Genomic DNA, 16,414 nt, shown 5'->3' on the forward strand with positions numbered 1-16,414 from the left:
CGGGAGGCCGGGACGCCGCGAGCCCGCGACACCGGGACGCGGCCGGGAGCCCCTCGCGGGAATCAGGCGTCGCTGGCGACGCCGCCGTCCTCGGGGGCCTTGGTGTGCTTGATGAAGATCTGCGCGGCCCAGATGCCCAGCTCGTAGAGCAGGCACATGGGCACGGCCAGGGCCAACTGCGAGACCACGTCCGGCGGCGTGACGACCGCGGCGATGATGAAGGCCAGCACGATGAAGTAGCTGCGGAAGGCCTTGAGCTTCTCGATCGAGACGATGCCCATGCGCGCCAGCACGATCACCACGATCGGCACCTCGAAGGCGAGGCCGAACGCCAGGAACATGGTCAGCACGAAGCTCAGGTAGGCCTCGATGTCCGGCGCGGCGGTGATGCTCTTGGGGGCGAAACCCTGGATGAACGTGAACACCTGGCCGAAGACGAAGAAGTAGCAGAACGCCACCCCCACGAAGAACAGCAGGGTGCTCGAGACCACCAGGGGCAGCACCAGCTTCTTCTCGTGGCTGTAGAGGCCGGGCGCGACGAAGGCCCAGACCTGGTAGAGGACCACCGGCAGCGCCAGCATGAAGGCCGCCATCAGCAGGATCTTCAGCGGCACGAGGAAGGGCGAGATGACCGAGGTGGCGATCAGGGTGGCGCCCTTGGGCAGGGTGGCGGTCAGCGGCGCGGCGAGGATGTCGTAGAGCGCGCCGGGCCCGGGCCACAGGGCCAGGGCGGCGCCGGCGATACCCACCGCGATCAGGGCCTTGATCAGCCGGTCACGCAACTCGATGAGGTGCGCAACGAAGGGCTGTTCGGTTCCGGCGAGTTCGTCTTCTTGGTTCTGGGGGTCGGCCATCAGCTGAATTTCCTGGGCCGGTAGCGGGCGACCCGGGCCGCACCGGACTGCACGTGGCGGCGCACGCCGGCACGCGACTTGTACCAGTTGGGAACGGCGCCCTGCTTGAGGCGCCAGTTCTTGCCCGGATGCTTGTATTCGGGAACCGGGGGCTCGAGCGGTGCATAGGCGCTGGAGGCCGCGTCGGCGGCTGCCCCCAGGTCACGCTCGAGGTCGGCGGTGGTGTTGTGGACGGCGGTCTCGACGTCGCGCGCGGCGGTCTCGACCGTTTCCTTCATCTTGCGCAGCTCGTCGAGCTCCATCGACCGGTTGACCTCGGCCTTGACGTCCGCCACGTAGCGCTGGGCCTTGCCCAGCAACGTACCGACCGTGCGCGCCACGCGCGGCAGCTTCTCCGGCCCGATGACGATCAACGCCACCGCGCCGATCAGCGCCATCTTGGAAATGCCGAGATCGATCACTTAGGAAGCAACCCGCCGGGGATCAAGACTTGTTGCGCGCTTCGACGTCGATCGGGGCCTTGTCGGCGGCAGGGGCGGCGGCGCCGGTGACCTGCTGCGACGGGGGCGTGGCAGTGGCGTTGGCGTCGGCGGGGGCCGAGCCGTCCTTCATGCCGTCCTTGAAGCCCTTGACGGCACCGCCCAGGTCCTGGCCGATGTTCTTCAGCTTCTTCGTGCCGAAGACCAGCACCACGATCAGCAGCACGATCAGCCAGTGCCAGATGGAAAACGAACCCATGGAATCACTCCTGAAATAACTGCGTCTGATTTTAGACGCGCAACATGGATGGGGACGGTCGCCGAAAGGTCAACCCTTGAGCCAGGGACGCGGGCCCCCGATCACGTGGACATGCAGGTGGTGGACCTCCTGCCCGCCCTCCGCACCGGTGTTGGTGACGATGCGAAAACCCCCGTCGGGGTAAGGGTTGCAGCCCTGCTCCATCGCCAGCCTGGGCGCCAGGGTCATGAGGCGCCCCAGCAGCCCGGCGTGCTCGGGGCCGACCTGGGCCATCGAGGGGATGTGGGCCTTGGGAACCAGGAGGAAGTGGACCGGCGCCCAGGGGTGGATGTCGTGGAAGGCGAAGAGCTCCTCGTCCTCGTAGACCTTGCGGGACGGGATCTTGCCTTCGATGATCTTGCAGAAGATGCAGTTCGGGTCGTGGGTCATAGGGTTTCAGGAAAGGTCCTGCGGCAGGCGGCCTTCGGCCAGGCGCATCCACCCTCGCAGGCACCGGTACAGGTACCACAGGCCGACCAGGCCATGGGCGACCATGCCCGGCAGGATGAAGAGGAAGTACAGCGGCGAGGTCACGAGCAGCCACAGGACCGTCCACCAGAAGGTGGCGATCATGTAGCGGTGGTGCGCCGCGTACAGCAGGTTGCGGGTGTCGGCGCGCCGCACGTAGTTCATGACCAGCGCGATCAGCGCCAGCGTGCCCAGGGTCAGCCAGGCCAGCGTGTGCATGCCATAGAGCACGTGCATCAGCTGGCGCTCGGCCTGCGGCTCGGGGAACGGGGCGCGCGGGGAGGCGTCGAGGACTTCAGGGTCTTGCATCGTCACCTCCCGGGGGTTGGCGGGCCCTCAGGCCTGGCCGGCCTCGCGGGCCTGGGCCTTGCGCAAGGCCTTTTCCTCGAGGCCCGACAGGCCCTCGCGGCGCACCAGCTCGGCGACCACGTCGGCCGGCGACAGGCCGTAATGGGCCAGGGCGATCATGCTGTGGAACCAGAGATCGGCGACCTCGCCGACCAGCTTGGACTTGTCGCCGCCGTGGTCGCAGTCCTTGGCGGCCAGCACCACCTCGGTGGCTTCCTCGCCGACCTTCTTGAGGAAGGCGTCGGGGCCCTTGTGCAGCAGGCGGGCGACGTAGCTCTTGTCCGGGTCGCCGCCGTTGGCGGCCTTGCGGCTTTCGATGACGGCCGCGAGGCGGTCCAGGGAGTCGGTGGAGGACATGGAGGTCACAGGGGAATCACTTGTAGATGCTGCCCGGGTCTTTCAGCACCGGGTCGACGGGCTGCCACTGGCCGTCCTTGAGGACGCTGAAGAAGCAGCTGTGGCGGCCGGTGTGGCAGGCGATGCCGGGCTCGTGGCCGGTCTGGGTGATCTTGAGGAGGACGACGTCGTTGTCGCAGTCCAGGCGGATCTCGTGCACGGCCTGCACGTGGCCGGACTCCTCGCCCTTGAACCAGAGCTTGTTGCGCGAGCGGCTGAAGTACACCGCCCGGCCCTGCTGGGCGGTGAGCTCCAGCGCCTCGCGGTTCATCCAGGCGAACATGAGGACGTCGCCGGTGGCGGCTTCCTGCGCGATGGCGGGCACGAGCCCGCGCTCGTCCCACTTGACTTGATCCAGCCAGTTCATGATGTGTGCCCCCACGCTCGGCACTGCGTGTCCCCGCTGCACCCCGAGGGGGCGCGAACTTGCTTGGGGCGGCCCGGCGCTGCGTTCATGAAGTGATTGTCCCCCATGCGGGGAACCGCGTCAGAAGGGTCAGAGCCGCACCGGGATGCCGCGCTGCTCCATGTGCAGCTTGGCCTGGCCGACCGTGTACTCGCCGTAGTGGAAGATGCTGGCGGCCAGCACCGCGTCGGCGCGGCCCTGCTGCACGCCGTCGGCCAGGTGGTCGAGGTTGCCCACGCCGCCGGAGGCGATGACGGGCACGGCCACCGCGTCGGCCACGGCGCGGGTCAGCGCCAGGTCGAAGCCGGACTTGGTGCCGTCGCGGTCCATGCTCGTGAGCAGGATCTCGCCGGCGCCGCGGCGGGCCATCTCGGCGGCCCACTGCACGGCATCGAGGCCGGTGTTCTTGCGCCCGCCGTGGCTGTACACGTCCCAGCCCTCGCCGCGGGTGGCCGCGTCCTCGGGGGTGCGGCGCTTGGCATCGATGGCGACCACGATGCACTGCGAGCCGTAGCGGTCCGAGGCGTCGTTGATCACCTGGGGGTTGGCCAGGGCGGCGGAATTGAAGCTGGTCTTGTCGGCGCCGGCATTGAGCAGGCGGCGAACGTCCTCGACGGTGCGCACGCCGCCGCCGACCGTGAGGGGAATGAACACCTGCGAGGCGACGGCCTCGATGATGTGCAGGATCAGGTCACGGCCGTCACTGGTGGCGGTGATGTCCAGGAAGGTGAGCTCGTCGGCGCCCTGGTCGTTGTAGCGCGCGGCGATCTCGACCGGGTCACCGGCGTCGCGCAGCTCGACGAAGTTCACGCCCTTGACGACCCGGCCGCCGGTGACGTCCAGGCAGGGGATGATGCGTTTGGCCAGCAAGGCAGTCCTTCGCTCAGGCGCCCAGTTCGTCGGCGCGGGCCTGGGCCTTGGCGAAGTCCAGGTCGCCGGAGTAGATCGCGCGGCCGCAGATCACGCCCTCGACGCCCTCGCTCTCGACCGCGCACAGCTTCTCGATGTCGGCCATGTTGGACAGGCCGCCGGAGGCGATGACGGGGATGGTGAGGGACTGCGCCAGCTTGACCGTGGCCTCGATGTTGATGCCCGAGAGCATGCCGTCGCGGCCGATGTCGGTGTAGATGATGGACTCGACGCCCCAGTCCTCGAACTTCTTGGCCAGGTCGACGACCTCGTGGCCGGTGAGCTTGCTCCAGCCGTCGGTGGCGACCTTGCCGTCCTTGGCATCGAGGCCGACGATGATGTGGCCGCCGAAGGCGCTGCAGGCGTCCTTGAGGAAGCCGGGGTTCTTCACCGCGGCGGTGCCGATGATGACGTAGCGCAGGCCGCCGTCGATGTACTTCTCGATGGTGTCCAGGTCGCGGATGCCGCCCCCCAGCTGCACCGGGATGTCGTCGCCGACCTCCTTGAGGATGGACTTGATGGCCGAGAAGTTCTGCGGCTTGCCGGCGAAGGCGCCATTGAGGTCGACCAGGTGCAGGCGGCGGGCGCCCTTCTCGAGCCAGGAACGGGCCATGGCGGCCGGGTCCTCGCCGAAGGTGGTGGCCTGGTCCATGTCGCCCTGTTTCAGGCGAACGCAGTGACCGTCCTTCAGGTCAATGGCGGGAATCAGCAGCATGGGAAAACGTGAGGGGAAAGGTCAGGGGTTCCAGTGGAGGAAGTTGCGGTAGAGGGCGAGGCCCGCCTGCGCGCTTTTCTCGGGGTGGAACTGGGTGGCAAAAATGTTATCCCGGGCTACCGCGGCGGTAAAGAAGCCGCCGTAATCGGCCTCGCCCGCGGTGTGGCGGACATCCGACGGTCGCGCGTAGTAGCTGTGGACGAAGTAGAACCAGCTGCCGTCCTCCACCCCGGCCCACACCGGGTGGTCCTGGCGGAAATGGACGCGGTTCCAGCCGATCTGGGGCACCTTGAAGCGGCTGCCGTCGGCCTGGGTGCGGCCGGCGAGGTCGAAGCGCACCACCTCGCCCGGGATAAGACCCAGCGACTCGGTGGAGCCCTCCTCGCTGCGATCGAGCAGCATCTGCATGCCGACGCACACACCCATCAGGGGTTTGTGCGCTGCCGCATGCATCACGGCGTCATGCATGCCGGACTGGTGCAGCTCGCGCATGCAATCGCGCATCGCGCCCTGGCCCGGGAGGACGACGCGCTCGGCGGCCATCACCTCGTCGGCGCTGCGCGCCCAGACGACCTCGACCCCAGTGCCCTGCGCCGCATGGACGACAGCCTGCGTCACGGAACGCAGGTTGCCCATGCCGTAATCAACAACCGCAACGGTTTTCATGCGAGAGGCTTAGAGCGAGCCCTTGGTGGACGGGATGATGCCGGCGGCGCGGGCATCCGGCTCGGCCGCGGCGCGCAGCGCACGGGCAAAGGCCTTGAAGACGGTTTCGCACTGGTGGTGGGCGTTGTCACCGCGCAGGTTGTCGATGTGCAGGGTGACGAAGGCGTGGTTCACGAAGCCCTGGAAGAACTCGTAGGCCAGCTGGGTGTCGAAGGTGCCGATCATGCCGCTCTTGAACGGCACGTGCATCTCCAGGCCGGGGCGGCCGGAGAAGTCGACCACCACGCGCGAGAGGGCCTCGTCGAGCGGGACGTAGGCATGGCCGTAGCGGCGGATGCCCTTCTTGTCGCCGATGGCCTTGGCCACGGCCTGGCCGAGGGTGATGCCGACGTCCTCCACCGTGTGGTGGCCGTCGATGTGCAGGTCGCCCTTGGCCTCGATCTCCAGGTCGATCAGCCCGTGGCGGGCGATCTGGTCGAGCATGTGGTCGAAGAAGCCGATGCCGGTGGACAGCTTGGCCTGGCCGGTGCCGTCGAGGTTGACGCGCACGCGGATCTGCGTCTCCGCGGTGTTGCGGGAGACTTCGGCCTGGCGGGGGAAGGGGGTGGTGGTCATAGGGAAGCCTGCAGGGCCGCGAGCATCTGGTCGTTCTCGGCGGGAGTGCCGACGGTCAGGCGCAGGCAGTTGGCCAGCAAGGGGTGCATTTTAGAAACGTTCTTGACCAGCACGCCCCGGTGCTTCATCCCGGAAAACACGGAGTCGGCCTGGGGCACGCGCACCAGGACCATGTTGGCGTCGCTGGGGAAGGGATGGACGCCCGGCATCGCGGCCAGGGCCTCGATCAGGCGGGCGCGCTCGGCGCGCAGCTGCGCGGCCTGCTGGGCGTAGACATCGGCATGCTCCAGGGCGAACAGGGCCGCCTCCGCATTGAGCACGCTCACGTTGTAGGGCGGGCGGACCTTGTCGATCTCGTGCACCAGGGCGGCCGGGCCCATCAGGTAGCCCAGGCGGATGCCGGCCAGGCCGAACTTGGAGAGGGTGCGCATCAGCAGCACGTTCGGGTGCTTGCCGAGGCGGTCCAGGTAGGTGCGGCTGGAGAACGGCTGGTAGGCCTCGTCGATCACCACCAGGCCGGGGGCGGCCTGGATGATGCGCTCGACCGCCGCGTCATCCCACAGGTTGGCGGTGGGGTTGTTCGGGTAGGCCAGGTAGATGATGGTGGGCTGGTGCTGCGCGATGGCGGCGAGCATGGCCGACTCGTCGAGCTGGAAGTCGGGCGTGAGGTCCACGCCGATGAACTTCAGGCCCTGCAGCTGCGCGCTCATGGCATACATCACGAAGCCGGGCAGCGGCGCCAGGATCGACGCGCCGGGCGTGTCGCAGGCCATGGCGACCAGCGAGATCAGCTCGTCCGACCCGTTGCCCAGCATCAGGGCGCAGCCCTTGGGCAGGCCGGCGTACCGCGCCAGCGCCTCGCGCAGCGCGTCGATGCGGGGGCCGGGGTAGCGATGGAGTTCGACCGCGCCCAGGCGCTTGCCGAGTTCGGCCTGCAGCGTGGGGGACAGCGGGAAGGGGTTCTCCATCGCGTCGAGCTTGACCAGGCCCCGGGCGTCCTGCACCGCGTAGGCGTGCATGGACTGGACGTCCTGGCGGATCAGGCGGGCGAGGTTCGGGGGCAGTTCACTCATGGTCGGTTCGGGCCGGGTTCTTCAGGCGCCGCGGGTCAGGCGCCGTCCTTGAGGCGCATCTCGGCGGCGCGGGCGTGGGCCTGCAGGCCCTCGCCGTGGGCGAGCACGGAGGCGATCTGGCCCAGCACCTGGGCGCCCTGCTCGCTCACCTCGATCAGGCTGCTGCGTTTCTGGAAGTCGTAGACGCCCAGGGGGCTGGAGAAGCGGGCGGTGCTGCTGGTGGGCAGCACGTGGTTGGGGCCGGCGCAGTAGTCGCCCAGCGACTCGCTGGTGTAGGCGCCCAGGAAGATGGCGCCGGCGTGCTTGAGCAGCGGCTCCCAGCGGTGCGGGTCGCGGCTGGAGACCTCGAGGTGCTCGGGCGCGATGCGGTTGCTGATGGCGCAGGCCTCGGCCATGTCGCGGGTGTGGATCAGCGCGCCGCGGCCGGTGAGCGACTTGGCGATGATCTCCGCGCGCGGCATCTGCGGCAGCAGGCGGTCGATGGCGGCCTGCACCGCATCGATGTAGGCGGCGTCGGGGCACAGCAGGATGCTCTGGGCCAGCTCGTCGTGCTCGGCCTGCGAGAACAGGTCCATGGCCACCCAGTCGGCGGGCGTGGTGCCGTCGGCCAGCACCAGGATCTCGCTGGGGCCGGCGATCATGTCGATGCCGACCTGGCCGAAGACGCGGCGCTTGGCGCTGGCCACGTAGGCGTTGCCGGGGCCGGTGATCTTGTCCACGCGCGGCACGGTCTGCGTGCCGTAGGCCAGCGCGCCCACGGCCTGGGCGCCGCCGACCTGGAAGGCGCGGGTGACGCCGGCCACATAGGCCGCCGCCAGCACCAGCGGGTTCTTCTCGCCGCGCGGGGTGGGCACGACCATGATGATCTCGCCCACGCCGGCGACATGGGCCGGGATGGCGTTCATCAGCACCGAGGAGGGATAGGCCGCCTTGCCGCCGGGCACGTAGATGCCCACGCGGTCCAGGGGCGTGACCTTCTGGCCCAGGAGGGTGCCATCGGCGTCGCGGTAGGACCAGGACTCGCCGGAGGCCTTCTTCTGCGCCTCGTGGTAGCTGCGCACGCGGGCGGCGGCGGCCTGCAGCGCCTCACGCTGGGCGGCGGGGAGCCCGTCGAAGGCTGCCTTCAGTTCGGCCTGGGTCAGCTCCAGGTCGGCCATCGAGGCGGCGGGCAGCTGGTCGAAGCGGGCGGTGTAGGCCAGCACGGCCTCGTCGCCGTTGGCGCGCACGTCGTCCAGGATCTCGGCGACCCGCGTCTCGACCTGGGCGTCCGTCTCGGCCGACCAGTGCAGGCGCGCCCGGAAGGCGGCCTCGAAGTCGGGCTGGGTGGTGGACAGGCGCAGGGGCTGGGCGGGCGTGGTCATGGCGGTGGGCAAGTGAAAGGCCGTGCGGGCCGTCTAGGCCGGCCGGGCCGCGGTGGCCGTGGCGAAGGCGTCGATCAGCCGGCGGATCGGGGCCTGCTTGAGTTTCAGCGAGGCCTGGTTGACGACGAGGCGGGAGGAGATGTCCATGATCTGCTCGACCTCGACGAGGTGGTTGGCGCGCAGGGTGTTGCCGGTGGAGACCAGGTCGACGATGGCATCGGCCAGGCCCGTCAGCGGCGCCAGCTCCATGCTGCCGTACAGCTTGATCAGGTCCACGTGGACGCCCTTGGCGGCGAAGAAGTCGCGGGCGATGGCCACGTACTTGGTGGCCACGCGCAGGCGCGCGCCCTGGCGCACGGCGCTGGCGTAGTCGAAGTCGGCGCGCACGGCCACGCTCACGCGGCACTTGGCGATGCCCAGGTCGAGCGGCGCGTACAGGCCCTGGTCACCGTGCTCGATGAGGGTGTCCTTGCCGGTCACGCCCAGGTCGGCGCCGCCGTACTGCACGTAGGTGGGCACGTCGGTGGCGCGCACCAGGACCACGCGCACGTCGGGCTGGTTGGTGGCGAGGATCAGCTTGCGGGATTTCTCCGGGTCCTCGAGCACCTCGATGCCGGCGGCCTTCAGCAGCGGCAGGGTCTCGTCGAAGATGCGGCCCTTGGACAGGGCGAGGGTGATGGTCATGGGCGGTCGGGCCTCACTTCACGCGTTCGATGTCGGCGCCCAGGCCGCGGAGTTTTTCCTCCATGCGGTCGTAGCCCCGGTCCAGGTGGTAGATGCGGTCCACCACGGTCTCGCCCTCGGCCACCAGGCCGGCGATGACCAGGCTGGCCGAGGCGCGCAGGTCGGTGGCCATCACGGTGGCGCCGGACAGCCGCGGCACGCCCTCGATGATGGCGCTCTTGCCGTCGACCTGGATCTTCGCGCCCAGGCGCACCAGCTCGTTCACGTGCATGAAGCGGTTCTCGAAGATGGTCTCGGTGACCACCGAGGCGCCCTGCCCGATCACGTTGAGCACCATGAACTGGGCCTGCATGTCGGTGGGGAAGCCCGGGTACTCGGTGGTGCGGAAGCTCTGCGCATGCAGGCGGCCCTGCGAGCGGATGCGGATGCCGCCGTCCACCGCCTCGACGGTGGCGCCGGCCTCGCGCAGCTTGTCGATCACGGCCTCGAGGTGGTCGGCGCGGCCATGGCGCAGGAGCGCCTCGCCGCCGGTGGCGGCCACCGCGCACAGGAAGGTGCCGGCCTCGATGCGGTCGGCCACCACACGGTGGGTGCAGCCCTGCAGGCGCTCGACGCCCTGGATGTGGATCCGGCTGGTGCCGTGGCCCTCGATCTTCGCGCCCATGGCGATCAGCATCTCGGCCAGGTCGCCGATCTCCGGCTCCATCGCGGCGTTCTCCAGCACGGTCTCGCCCTCGGCCAGGGCGGCGGCCATGAGGAAGTTCTCGGTGCCGGTCACGGTGACCATGTCGGTGCGGATGTGGGCGCCGTGCAGGCGGCTGCGGCCCTCGCGCAGGCGGGCCACCATGTAGCCGTGCTCCACGCTGATCTCGGCCCCCATCTGCTGCAGGCCCTTGATGTGCTGGTCCACCGGCCGGGAGCCGATGGCACAGCCGCCGGGCAGCGAGACATGGGCGCGGCCGAAGCGGGCCAGCAGCGGGCCCAGCGCCAGCACCGAGGCGCGCATGGTCTTGACCAGCTCGTACGGGGCCTCGGGCTTGTCCAGCGCCGCGGCGTCCAGGGTGACGCGATCGCCATCGCGCACGACGGACACGCCCATGTTCTGGATCAACTTGACCATGGTGGCCACGTCCTGCAGGCGCGGCACGTTGGCCAGCGTCACGGGCTGGTCGGTCAGCAGCGCGGCGCACAGCTCGGGCAGGGCGGCGTTCTTGGCGCCGGACACCAGGACCTCGCCCTGGAGCTGGCGGCCCCCGCGAATCAGCAACTTGTCCATCGGGAGGAGGAAATCAGAGGGAGGAAGACGCGGCCCACTCGGCCGGCGTCAGGGTCTTCATCGACAGGGCGTGGACCTCGTCGGTGTGGATTTTCGCACCCAGCGTGGCGTAGACGCGCTGGTGGCGGGCGATGGGCCGCTTGCCCTCGAATTCGGCGGAAACGACGACGGCAGACCAGTGGCGGCCGTCGCCCTCGACCTCGAGGTGCTCGCAGGCCAGGCCGGCGGCGATGATGGACTTGAGTTCTTCGGCGGTCATGGGTCAGCCCCGGATCTTGTAGCCGGTGCGCAGCAGGTGGACGGCGATCGCCGAGACCACCGCGAACGCGCCGCCCACGATGGCCAGGCTGATCCACGGCGAGACGTCGCTGACGCCGAAGAAGCCGTAGCGGAAGCCGTCGATCATGTAGAAGAACGGGTTGAGGTGGCTGACCTGCTGCCAGAACGCCGGCAGGGAGTGGATGGAATAGAACACGCCGGACAGGAACGTCATCGGCATGATGATGAAGTTCTGGAAGGCGGCCATCTGGTCGAACTTCTCGGCCCACAGGCCGGCGATCACGCCCAGCGCCCCCAGCATGCCCGCGCCGAGCACGGCGAAGGCCAGGATCCACAGCGGGCTGGCGAACTGCGGCGTGATGAACAGCGAGGTGACCACCAGCACGCCGGCGCCCACGCACAGGCCGCGGGCCACCGAGGAGCCCACATAGGCCACGAACCAGGCCCAGTGCGACAGCGGCGTGAGCAGGATGAACACCAGGTTGCCCATGATCTTGCTCTGGATCAGGGACGAGGAGCTGTTGGCGAAGGCGTTCTGCAGCACGCTCATCATGACCAGCCCCGGCACCAGGAAGGCGGTGTAGGAGATGCGGTCGTAGACCTTCACATGGTCCTCGAGCACATGGCCGAAGATCATCAGGTAGAGGATGGCGGTGAGCACCGGCGCGGCGATGGTCTGGAAGGCGACCTTCCAGAAACGCAGGACTTCCTTGTAGAACAGGGTCTGCCAGCCGGTCATAGGGCCCCCACGCTCGCGACGGCCTGTCCTTCGCCGCCCCCCGAGGGGGCGCCCTGCCCGCGGCCCTGCATCACGTCGAGGAACACGTCCTCGAGGTCGGCCTTGCGGATCTCCACGTCCTCCACGCTCAGGCCGGCCTGGCGGATGGCGGCCAGGTGGGCCTCGATCTCGTGGGCGTCATGCGCCGGCAGCTGCACGACGCGCCCGGTGACGCGGGCCTTGGCGAGCAGCGCCGCAGGCAGCTGGTGGCCGTCGGTCTTGAAGCGAAGCACGTTGCTGGAGGCGGCCTTGAGCAGGTCGGAGGTGCGCTCCAGGGCGACGACCTTGCCGGACTTGAGCATGGCGATGCGCCCGCACAGGGCCTCGGCCTCCTCCAGGTAGTGGGTGGTCAGGAGCACGGTGTGGCCCTGGCGATTGAGCCGGGCGATGAACTGCCAGAGGGTCTGGCGCAGTTCCACGTCGACGCCGGCGGTGGGCTCGTCCAGCACGATCACGGGCGGGCGGTGCACCAGGGCCTGGGCCACCAGCACCCGGCGCTTCATGCCGCCCGAGAGCTGGCGCATGTTGGCGCGGGCCTTGTCCGCCAGGCCGAGGCTCTCGAGGAGCTCGTCGATCCAGGCGTCGTTGTTCTTCACGCCGAAATACCCGGACTGGATCTTCAGCGCCTCGCGCACCGTGAAGAACGGGTCGAAGACCAGCTCCTGGGGCACGATGCCGAGCTGGCGCCGGGCGGCGGCATAGTCCCCGCGGACATCGTGGCCGCGCACGGACACACGCCCCGCCGAGGCGCGCACCAGGCCGGCCAGGATGGAGATCAGGGTCGTCTTGCCGGCGCCGTTCGGGCCCAGGAGGCCGAAGAACTCGCCGTCCTCGATGTCGAGGCTCACGCCGTCCAGGGCCTTGAACTCGCCCCGGGCGCCGGAATAGGTCTTGGAGACGGACTGGAAGGAGATGGCGGGCATAGCGGAACCCGCCATTTTAGGTTTACGCAGGCAACAGCTCCGAAACGCCGTAGAGAGACGCCAGGGAACGCAGGCGATCCGGCAGCCCGCGCACGGTGAAGGCCTTGCCCAGGGCCAGGGCCTCGCGCCGGCACTCCAGGAGCACGGCGAGCGCGGAGGAGTCGAATCGGTCCAGGGCCGAGGCATCGGCCACGACGCCGGCCTCGCCGCTGGCGCGCACGGCGCGCGCCAGCATGCCGCAGCAGCCGGCGGCCTCGGCATGGGTCAGGACGGCGGGCAGGACCAGGGTGGCCATCGGGTGCGGGGCGGTTGCGGGGCCGGGCGGGCTTACTTGCGGCCGGCGTTGGAGCGGTTGCGCTCGGACAGCGTGGCGATCAGGCCGTCCACGCCCTTGGCGTTGATCTCGGCAGCGAACTGGCTGCGGTAGGTCTCGACCAGCCACACGCCCAGCACGTTGAGGTTGAAGATCTTCCAGCCGGCGCCCTCGCCCGGGGTCTTCTCGAGGCGGTAATCGAGCTGGATCGGCTCGCCGCGGCCGCGGATCTCGGAGCGCACCAGGACCTCGTTGTCGGTGGCCGCGGCGCGCAGCGGCTTGACCGAGATGGTCTCCTCGCCGACCTGGGCCAGCGCACCGGCGTAGGTGCGCACCAGCAGGGTCTTGAATTCGTCCTGCAGGCGCTTGCGCTGCTCGGGCGAGGCCTGGCGCCAGGCCGGGCCCACCGCCAGCGCCGTCATGCGCTGGAAGTTCACGTTGGGCATGACCTTGCTGTCGACGACCTGGACGATGCGGTTGATGTCCCCCGCCCGCACCGCGGCATCGCTGCGGATGGTGGTGAGCATCTCGTCGGACAGGCGCTTGATCAGGGCATCCGGCGCCTCGTCGGCGGCGTGGGCCGCGGGAGCCAGGGCCACCGCGGCGGCCAGGGCGGCCACCAGGGCCAGGGTGCGTCGTTTCAGGTTCACGGTCATTCCTTGGGTTCCTCGGGGATCTCGGGCGGTTCGCCCTCGAAGATCTCGGCCCGGCGCCTTTGCAGGTACGCGTCGCGCACGAAGGTGTAGCGGTCCAGCGAGATCTCCTCCATAACGCTCGTGGCGCGCAGGAGGTTGGCACGGGTATCCACGATCCGCACGCCCTGGAGCAGGTTGCGGACGCTTTCCGTGTCGGTGCGGCGCACGAGGTCCCCCTTCCAGTCCACCCCCAGGGCGGCGGTGTCCCGCACGGTGGACGGCCCCAGCAGCGGCAGCACCACGTAGGGCCCCGGCGGCACGCCGTAATGGCCCAGGGTCTGGCCGAAGTCCTCGCGGTGGCGTTCCAGGCCGGCCTCGCTGGCGATGTCCAGGATGCCGCCAAAGCCGAAGACGGTGTTGATGCCGAAACGCATGAAGTTCTCTGCGGCGTAGGGCACCTTCAGCTGCAGCAGCGCATTGACGGTGGACCAGGCGTCGCCGAGGTTGGAGAAGAAGTTGTTGACGCCGGTGCGCAGCGGCGCGGGCAGCACGTCGCGGTAGGCGGTGGCCACCGGCTTGAGGACCAGGCCGTCCACGTCGTCGTTGAACCGCATGATGCTGCGGTTGAACGGCTCGAACGGGTCGCGCCGGTCCGGGCCGGCGGCGCACCCGGCCAGCGCGGATACGGCCGCGGCCAGGGCGATGCAGCGGAGGACGTGGCGGACGCGGGCGGTCATCACTTCTTCGGCGTGGCGCCGGCGGCGGGCTTGTCGGCGCCGTCGGCGGCCTTGCTGTAAAGGAACTGGCTGATCAGGTTCTCGAGCACCACGGCCGACTGGGTGCTGGACACGGTGTCGCCGGCCGCGAGGTTCTTGTCGTCGGCGCCGGCCTCGATGCCGATGTACTGCTCGCCGAGCAGGCCGCTCGTGAGGATCTTCAGCGAGCTGTCCTTGGGAAAAGCATAGCGCGCCTCCAGCGAGAGGGTGACGCGGGCTTGAAACGTTTTGTCATCGAAGCCGATGGACTCGACCCGGCCCACCACCACGCCGGCGCTCTTGACCGCCGCCTTGGGCTTGAGGCCGCCGATGTTGTCGAACTTCGCCACCACCCGGTAGGTGGACTGGAAGTTCAGGTTCAGGAGGTTGGCCGATTGCAAGGCCAGGAACAGGATGGCCGCCGCGCCCAGGAGCACGAAGAGGCCGACCCACACGTCATTCTTGGAACGTTCCATAGCAGTCTCTTTCAGATGCTGAACATCATCGCGGTGAGGATGAAGTCCAGGCCCAGCACCGACAGCGACGAGACCACCACGGTACGCGTGGTGGCGCGCGAGACGCCCTCGGGGGTGGGGTGCGCCTCGAAGCCCTCGAGCAGCGCGATGAAGGTCACGGCCAGGCCGAAGACGAAGCTCTTGATGACGCCGTTGCCGACGTCCTTCCAGACATCGACGCCGCCCTGCATCTGGCTCCAGAAGGCGCCGGGGTCGACGCCGATCATCAGCACGCCGACCACCCAGCCGCCCAGGATACCGACCGCGTTGAACACGGCAGCCAGCAGGGGCATGGTGATGACGCCGGCCCAGAAGCGCGGGGCCAGGATGCGGCGCACCGGGTCGACCGCCATCATCTCCATCGCGGAGAGCTGCTCGCCGGCCTTCATCAGGCCGATCTCGGCGGTGAGCGAGGTGCCGGCGCGGCCGGCGAACAGCAGCGCGGTGACCACCGGGCCGAGCTCGCGCACCAGGCTCAGGGCCACCATCAGGCCCAGGGCCTCGGAGGAGCCATAGCGCTGGAGGATGTAGTACCCCTGCAGCCCCAGCACGAAGCCGACGAACAGGCCCGAGACCGCGATGATGGCCAGCGAGTAGTTGCCCAGGAAGTGGATCTGGTCACGCACCAGGCCGAAGCGGCGCACGCAGGGCCCCAGCAGGGACACCAGGCGCGCGAACAGGCGCGCGCCATGGCCGTAGTCGGTGAGCTTGGCACGCACGGCGAAGCCGATGTCGGCGGGCTTCCACCACGTCATCGCGGGGCCCCCAGTCCGAAGTCCTGGTCCACGCCGGGGCCGGGGTAATGGAAATGCACGGGCCCCTCCGGCTCGGCGTTGACGAACTGGTGCACCAGCGGGTCCTGCGAGGCCCTCACCTCCTCGGGCGTGCCCTGGGCCGCGATGCGGCCGTTGGCCAGCACGATCACCTGGTCGGCGATGCGGAAGGTCTCCTCCAGGTCGTGCGAGACGATGACGCTGGTGATGCCCAGGGTGTCATTGAGCTGGCGAATCAGCTGTGCGGAGGTGCCCAGGGAGATCGGGTCCAGGCCGGCGAAGGGCTCGTCGTAGAGGATCAGCTCCGGGTCGAGGGCGATGGCCCGGGCCAGGGCGACGCGGCGGGCCATGCCGCCGGAGATTTCCGCAGGCATGAGGTTGCGGGCGCCGCGCAGGCCCACGGCATTGAGCTTCATCAGCACGATGTCCCGGACCAACGCCTCCGGCAGCGAGGTGTGCTCGCGCAGCGGGAAGGCGACGTTGTCGAAGACCGAGAGGTCGGTGAACAGCGCGCCGAACTGGAACAGCATGCCCATGCGGCGGCGGATCGCGTAGAGGCCGGGCGCATCGAGCGCGCCCACGTCCTGGCCGTCGAACAGCATCTGGCCGGACTGCGCCCGCACCTGGCCGCCGATCAGGCGCAGCACCGTGGTCTTGCCGCCGCCAGAGGCGCCCATCAGGGCCGTGACCTTGCCCCGGGGCACGGTGAAGCTCACCCCGTCGAGGATGGGGCGGTCACCGTAGCCGAATCGCAGGTTGCGGCATTCGACCAGGACACGGGGGTCGGGGGCGTTCATCAGGCTGAAATGGAAAGGCCGGGACAAGCCCGGCCAAGCGCAAGGGTTAACCCGATGATACGAGGCTTTCGGCAACCGGCCGGCGGCCGGTCTTTGAA

The 16,414-nt window shown here is 69.2% G+C and carries 24 protein-coding genes; all 24 read right to left on the reverse strand.

The features are described 5' to 3' along the window. Window positions 1–62: 62 nt before the first annotated feature. Window positions 63–854 (reverse strand): twin-arginine translocase subunit TatC, encoded by a 792-nt coding sequence (gene tatC / locus ACFQZY_RS15260; protein ID WP_377417338.1) that lies wholly within the window; start codon window positions 852–854, stop codon window positions 63–65. After that, window positions 854–1,315 carry a Sec-independent protein translocase protein TatB gene (gene tatB / locus ACFQZY_RS15265; protein ID WP_377417340.1) on the reverse strand — a complete coding sequence of 154 codons (462 nt, stop codon included), beginning with the start codon at window positions 1,313–1,315 and terminating at the stop codon, window positions 854–856. The genes tatC and tatB overlap by 1 nt, the downstream gene beginning before the upstream one ends. Before the next feature lie 22 nt (window positions 1,316–1,337). Continuing rightward, a complete protein-coding gene (gene tatA / locus ACFQZY_RS15270) occupies window positions 1,338–1,592 on the reverse strand; it encodes a Sec-independent protein translocase subunit TatA (RefSeq protein ID WP_377417342.1) in 255 nt (84 codons plus the stop codon). 69 nt (window positions 1,593–1,661) lie between these two features. Next, the gene (locus ACFQZY_RS15275) at window positions 1,662–2,021 is read right to left on the reverse strand and encodes a histidine triad nucleotide-binding protein (protein WP_377417344.1); all 360 of its coding nucleotides are present in this window, start codon (window positions 2,019–2,021) and stop codon (window positions 1,662–1,664) included. A gap of 6 nt (window positions 2,022–2,027) precedes the next feature. Continuing rightward, window positions 2,028–2,408, reverse strand: coding sequence for a DUF4870 family protein (locus ACFQZY_RS15280; RefSeq protein WP_377417346.1), 381 nt, complete (start codon window positions 2,406–2,408; stop codon window positions 2,028–2,030). Between the two features lie 27 nt (window positions 2,409–2,435). Further along, the gene (locus ACFQZY_RS15285; RefSeq protein ID WP_377417348.1) at window positions 2,436–2,804 is read right to left on the reverse strand and encodes a phosphoribosyl-ATP diphosphatase; all 369 of its coding nucleotides are present in this window, start codon (window positions 2,802–2,804) and stop codon (window positions 2,436–2,438) included. Between the two features lie 16 nt (window positions 2,805–2,820). Continuing rightward, entirely contained in the window at window positions 2,821–3,210 is a 390-nt protein-coding gene (gene hisI / locus ACFQZY_RS15290; protein WP_377417350.1) for a phosphoribosyl-AMP cyclohydrolase, read from the reverse strand. 129 nt (window positions 3,211–3,339) lie between these two features. After that, window positions 3,340–4,119 (reverse strand): imidazole glycerol phosphate synthase subunit HisF, encoded by a 780-nt coding sequence (gene hisF / locus ACFQZY_RS15295; RefSeq protein ID WP_377417352.1) that lies wholly within the window; start codon window positions 4,117–4,119, stop codon window positions 3,340–3,342. A 13-nt stretch (window positions 4,120–4,132) separates the two neighbouring features. Beyond that, a complete protein-coding gene (gene hisA / locus ACFQZY_RS15300) occupies window positions 4,133–4,873 on the reverse strand; it encodes a 1-(5-phosphoribosyl)-5-[(5-phosphoribosylamino)methylideneamino]imidazole-4-carboxamide isomerase (RefSeq protein ID WP_377417354.1) in 741 nt (246 codons plus the stop codon). Window positions 4,874–4,894: 21 nt separating this feature from the next. Next, the gene (gene hisH, locus ACFQZY_RS15305) at window positions 4,895–5,539 is read right to left on the reverse strand and encodes an imidazole glycerol phosphate synthase subunit HisH (RefSeq protein WP_377417356.1); all 645 of its coding nucleotides are present in this window, start codon (window positions 5,537–5,539) and stop codon (window positions 4,895–4,897) included. 9 nt (window positions 5,540–5,548) lie between these two features. Then, window positions 5,549–6,154, reverse strand: a complete 606-nt coding sequence (gene hisB / locus ACFQZY_RS15310; protein ID WP_377417358.1) for an imidazoleglycerol-phosphate dehydratase HisB — start codon at window positions 6,152–6,154, stop codon at window positions 5,549–5,551. Continuing rightward, entirely contained in the window at window positions 6,151–7,227 is a 1,077-nt protein-coding gene (gene hisC / locus ACFQZY_RS15315; protein ID WP_377417360.1) for a histidinol-phosphate transaminase, read from the reverse strand. Before hisC ends, hisB begins: the two co-directional genes overlap by 4 nt. Window positions 7,228–7,262: 35 nt before the next feature. Continuing rightward, the gene (hisD, locus tag ACFQZY_RS15320) at window positions 7,263–8,588 is read right to left on the reverse strand and encodes a histidinol dehydrogenase (protein ID WP_377417362.1); all 1,326 of its coding nucleotides are present in this window, start codon (window positions 8,586–8,588) and stop codon (window positions 7,263–7,265) included. A gap of 33 nt (window positions 8,589–8,621) precedes the next feature. After that, a complete protein-coding gene (hisG, locus tag ACFQZY_RS15325) occupies window positions 8,622–9,272 on the reverse strand; it encodes an ATP phosphoribosyltransferase (protein ID WP_377417364.1) in 651 nt (216 codons plus the stop codon). 13 nt (window positions 9,273–9,285) lie between these two features. Then, window positions 9,286–10,548 carry a UDP-N-acetylglucosamine 1-carboxyvinyltransferase gene (gene murA / locus ACFQZY_RS15330; protein ID WP_377417366.1) on the reverse strand — a complete coding sequence of 421 codons (1,263 nt, stop codon included), beginning with the start codon at window positions 10,546–10,548 and terminating at the stop codon, window positions 9,286–9,288. Window positions 10,549–10,561: 13 nt separating this feature from the next. Continuing rightward, complete coding sequence (locus ACFQZY_RS15335) at window positions 10,562–10,807, reverse strand: BolA family protein (protein WP_377417368.1); 246 nt, start codon at window positions 10,805–10,807, stop codon at window positions 10,562–10,564. A 3-nt stretch (window positions 10,808–10,810) separates the two neighbouring features. After that, window positions 10,811–11,566 (reverse strand): ABC transporter permease, encoded by a 756-nt coding sequence (locus tag ACFQZY_RS15340; RefSeq protein ID WP_377417370.1) that lies wholly within the window; start codon window positions 11,564–11,566, stop codon window positions 10,811–10,813. Next, complete coding sequence (locus ACFQZY_RS15345) at window positions 11,563–12,528, reverse strand: ABC transporter ATP-binding protein (protein ID WP_377417372.1); 966 nt, start codon at window positions 12,526–12,528, stop codon at window positions 11,563–11,565. Before ACFQZY_RS15345 ends, ACFQZY_RS15340 begins: the two co-directional genes overlap by 4 nt. A 22-nt stretch (window positions 12,529–12,550) precedes the next feature. After that, entirely contained in the window at window positions 12,551–12,823 is a 273-nt protein-coding gene (locus ACFQZY_RS15350) for a lipid asymmetry maintenance protein MlaB (RefSeq protein WP_377417374.1), read from the reverse strand. 32 nt (window positions 12,824–12,855) lie between these two features. Next, complete coding sequence (locus ACFQZY_RS15355; protein WP_377417563.1) at window positions 12,856–13,485, reverse strand: phospholipid-binding protein MlaC; 630 nt, start codon at window positions 13,483–13,485, stop codon at window positions 12,856–12,858. Between the two features lie 8 nt (window positions 13,486–13,493). Then, window positions 13,494–14,213 (reverse strand): VacJ family lipoprotein, encoded by a 720-nt coding sequence (locus tag ACFQZY_RS15360; RefSeq protein WP_377417376.1) that lies wholly within the window; start codon window positions 14,211–14,213, stop codon window positions 13,494–13,496. Next, the gene (mlaD, locus tag ACFQZY_RS15365) at window positions 14,213–14,707 is read right to left on the reverse strand and encodes an outer membrane lipid asymmetry maintenance protein MlaD (protein WP_377417378.1); all 495 of its coding nucleotides are present in this window, start codon (window positions 14,705–14,707) and stop codon (window positions 14,213–14,215) included. Before mlaD ends, ACFQZY_RS15360 begins: the two co-directional genes overlap by 1 nt. An 11-nt stretch (window positions 14,708–14,718) precedes the next feature. After that, a complete protein-coding gene (gene mlaE, locus ACFQZY_RS15370; protein WP_377417380.1) occupies window positions 14,719–15,501 on the reverse strand; it encodes a lipid asymmetry maintenance ABC transporter permease subunit MlaE in 783 nt (260 codons plus the stop codon). Then, entirely contained in the window at window positions 15,498–16,316 is an 819-nt protein-coding gene (locus tag ACFQZY_RS15375) for an ABC transporter ATP-binding protein (protein WP_377417382.1), read from the reverse strand. The genes mlaE and ACFQZY_RS15375 overlap by 4 nt, the downstream gene beginning before the upstream one ends. Window positions 16,317–16,414 lie beyond the last annotated feature (98 nt).

Origin of the sequence: Ramlibacter sp. GCM10027632, from assembly GCF_042675325.1 — a bacterium.
GTDB lineage: Bacteria > Pseudomonadota > Gammaproteobacteria > Burkholderiales > Burkholderiaceae_C > Ramlibacter.

Bases quoted from the DNA above. Each gene is read 5' to 3' on its own strand.
- ACFQZY_RS15360 (WP_377417376.1), bottom strand. From the start codon at position 14,213: ATGACCGCCCGCGTCCGCCACGTCCTCCGCTGCATCGCCCTGGCCGCG.
- hisG (WP_377417364.1), bottom strand. From the start codon at position 9,272: ATGACCATCACCCTCGCCCTGTCCAAGGGCCGCATCTTCGACGAGACC.
- mlaD (WP_377417378.1), bottom strand. From the start codon at position 14,707: ATGGAACGTTCCAAGAATGACGTGTGGGTCGGCCTCTTCGTGCTCCTG.
- ACFQZY_RS15285 (WP_377417348.1), bottom strand. From the start codon at position 2,804: ATGTCCTCCACCGACTCCCTGGACCGCCTCGCGGCCGTCATCGAAAGC.
- ACFQZY_RS15335 (WP_377417368.1), bottom strand. From the start codon at position 10,807: ATGACCGCCGAAGAACTCAAGTCCATCATCGCCGCCGGCCTGGCCTGC.
- ACFQZY_RS15350 (WP_377417374.1), bottom strand. From the start codon at position 12,823: ATGGCCACCCTGGTCCTGCCCGCCGTCCTGACCCATGCCGAGGCCGCC.
- ACFQZY_RS15345 (WP_377417372.1), bottom strand. From the start codon at position 12,528: ATGCCCGCCATCTCCTTCCAGTCCGTCTCCAAGACCTATTCCGGCGCC.
- hisD (WP_377417362.1), bottom strand. From the start codon at position 8,588: ATGACCACGCCCGCCCAGCCCCTGCGCCTGTCCACCACCCAGCCCGAC.
- hisB (WP_377417358.1), bottom strand. From the start codon at position 6,154: ATGACCACCACCCCCTTCCCCCGCCAGGCCGAAGTCTCCCGCAACACC.
- hisC (WP_377417360.1), bottom strand. From the start codon at position 7,227: ATGAGTGAACTGCCCCCGAACCTCGCCCGCCTGATCCGCCAGGACGTC.
- ACFQZY_RS15280 (WP_377417346.1), bottom strand. From the start codon at position 2,408: ATGCAAGACCCTGAAGTCCTCGACGCCTCCCCGCGCGCCCCGTTCCCC.
- ACFQZY_RS15340 (WP_377417370.1), bottom strand. From the start codon at position 11,566: ATGACCGGCTGGCAGACCCTGTTCTACAAGGAAGTCCTGCGTTTCTGG.
- hisI (WP_377417350.1), bottom strand. From the start codon at position 3,210: ATGAACTGGCTGGATCAAGTCAAGTGGGACGAGCGCGGGCTCGTGCCC.
- tatA (WP_377417342.1), bottom strand. From the start codon at position 1,592: ATGGGTTCGTTTTCCATCTGGCACTGGCTGATCGTGCTGCTGATCGTG.
- mlaE (WP_377417380.1), bottom strand. From the start codon at position 15,501: ATGACGTGGTGGAAGCCCGCCGACATCGGCTTCGCCGTGCGTGCCAAG.
- murA (WP_377417366.1), bottom strand. From the start codon at position 10,548: ATGGACAAGTTGCTGATTCGCGGGGGCCGCCAGCTCCAGGGCGAGGTC.
- ACFQZY_RS15375 (WP_377417382.1), bottom strand. From the start codon at position 16,316: ATGAACGCCCCCGACCCCCGTGTCCTGGTCGAATGCCGCAACCTGCGA.
- hisH (WP_377417356.1), bottom strand. From the start codon at position 5,539: ATGAAAACCGTTGCGGTTGTTGATTACGGCATGGGCAACCTGCGTTCC.
- tatC (WP_377417338.1), bottom strand. From the start codon at position 854: ATGGCCGACCCCCAGAACCAAGAAGACGAACTCGCCGGAACCGAACAG.
- hisA (WP_377417354.1), bottom strand. From the start codon at position 4,873: ATGCTGCTGATTCCCGCCATTGACCTGAAGGACGGTCACTGCGTTCGC.
- ACFQZY_RS15275 (WP_377417344.1), bottom strand. From the start codon at position 2,021: ATGACCCACGACCCGAACTGCATCTTCTGCAAGATCATCGAAGGCAAG.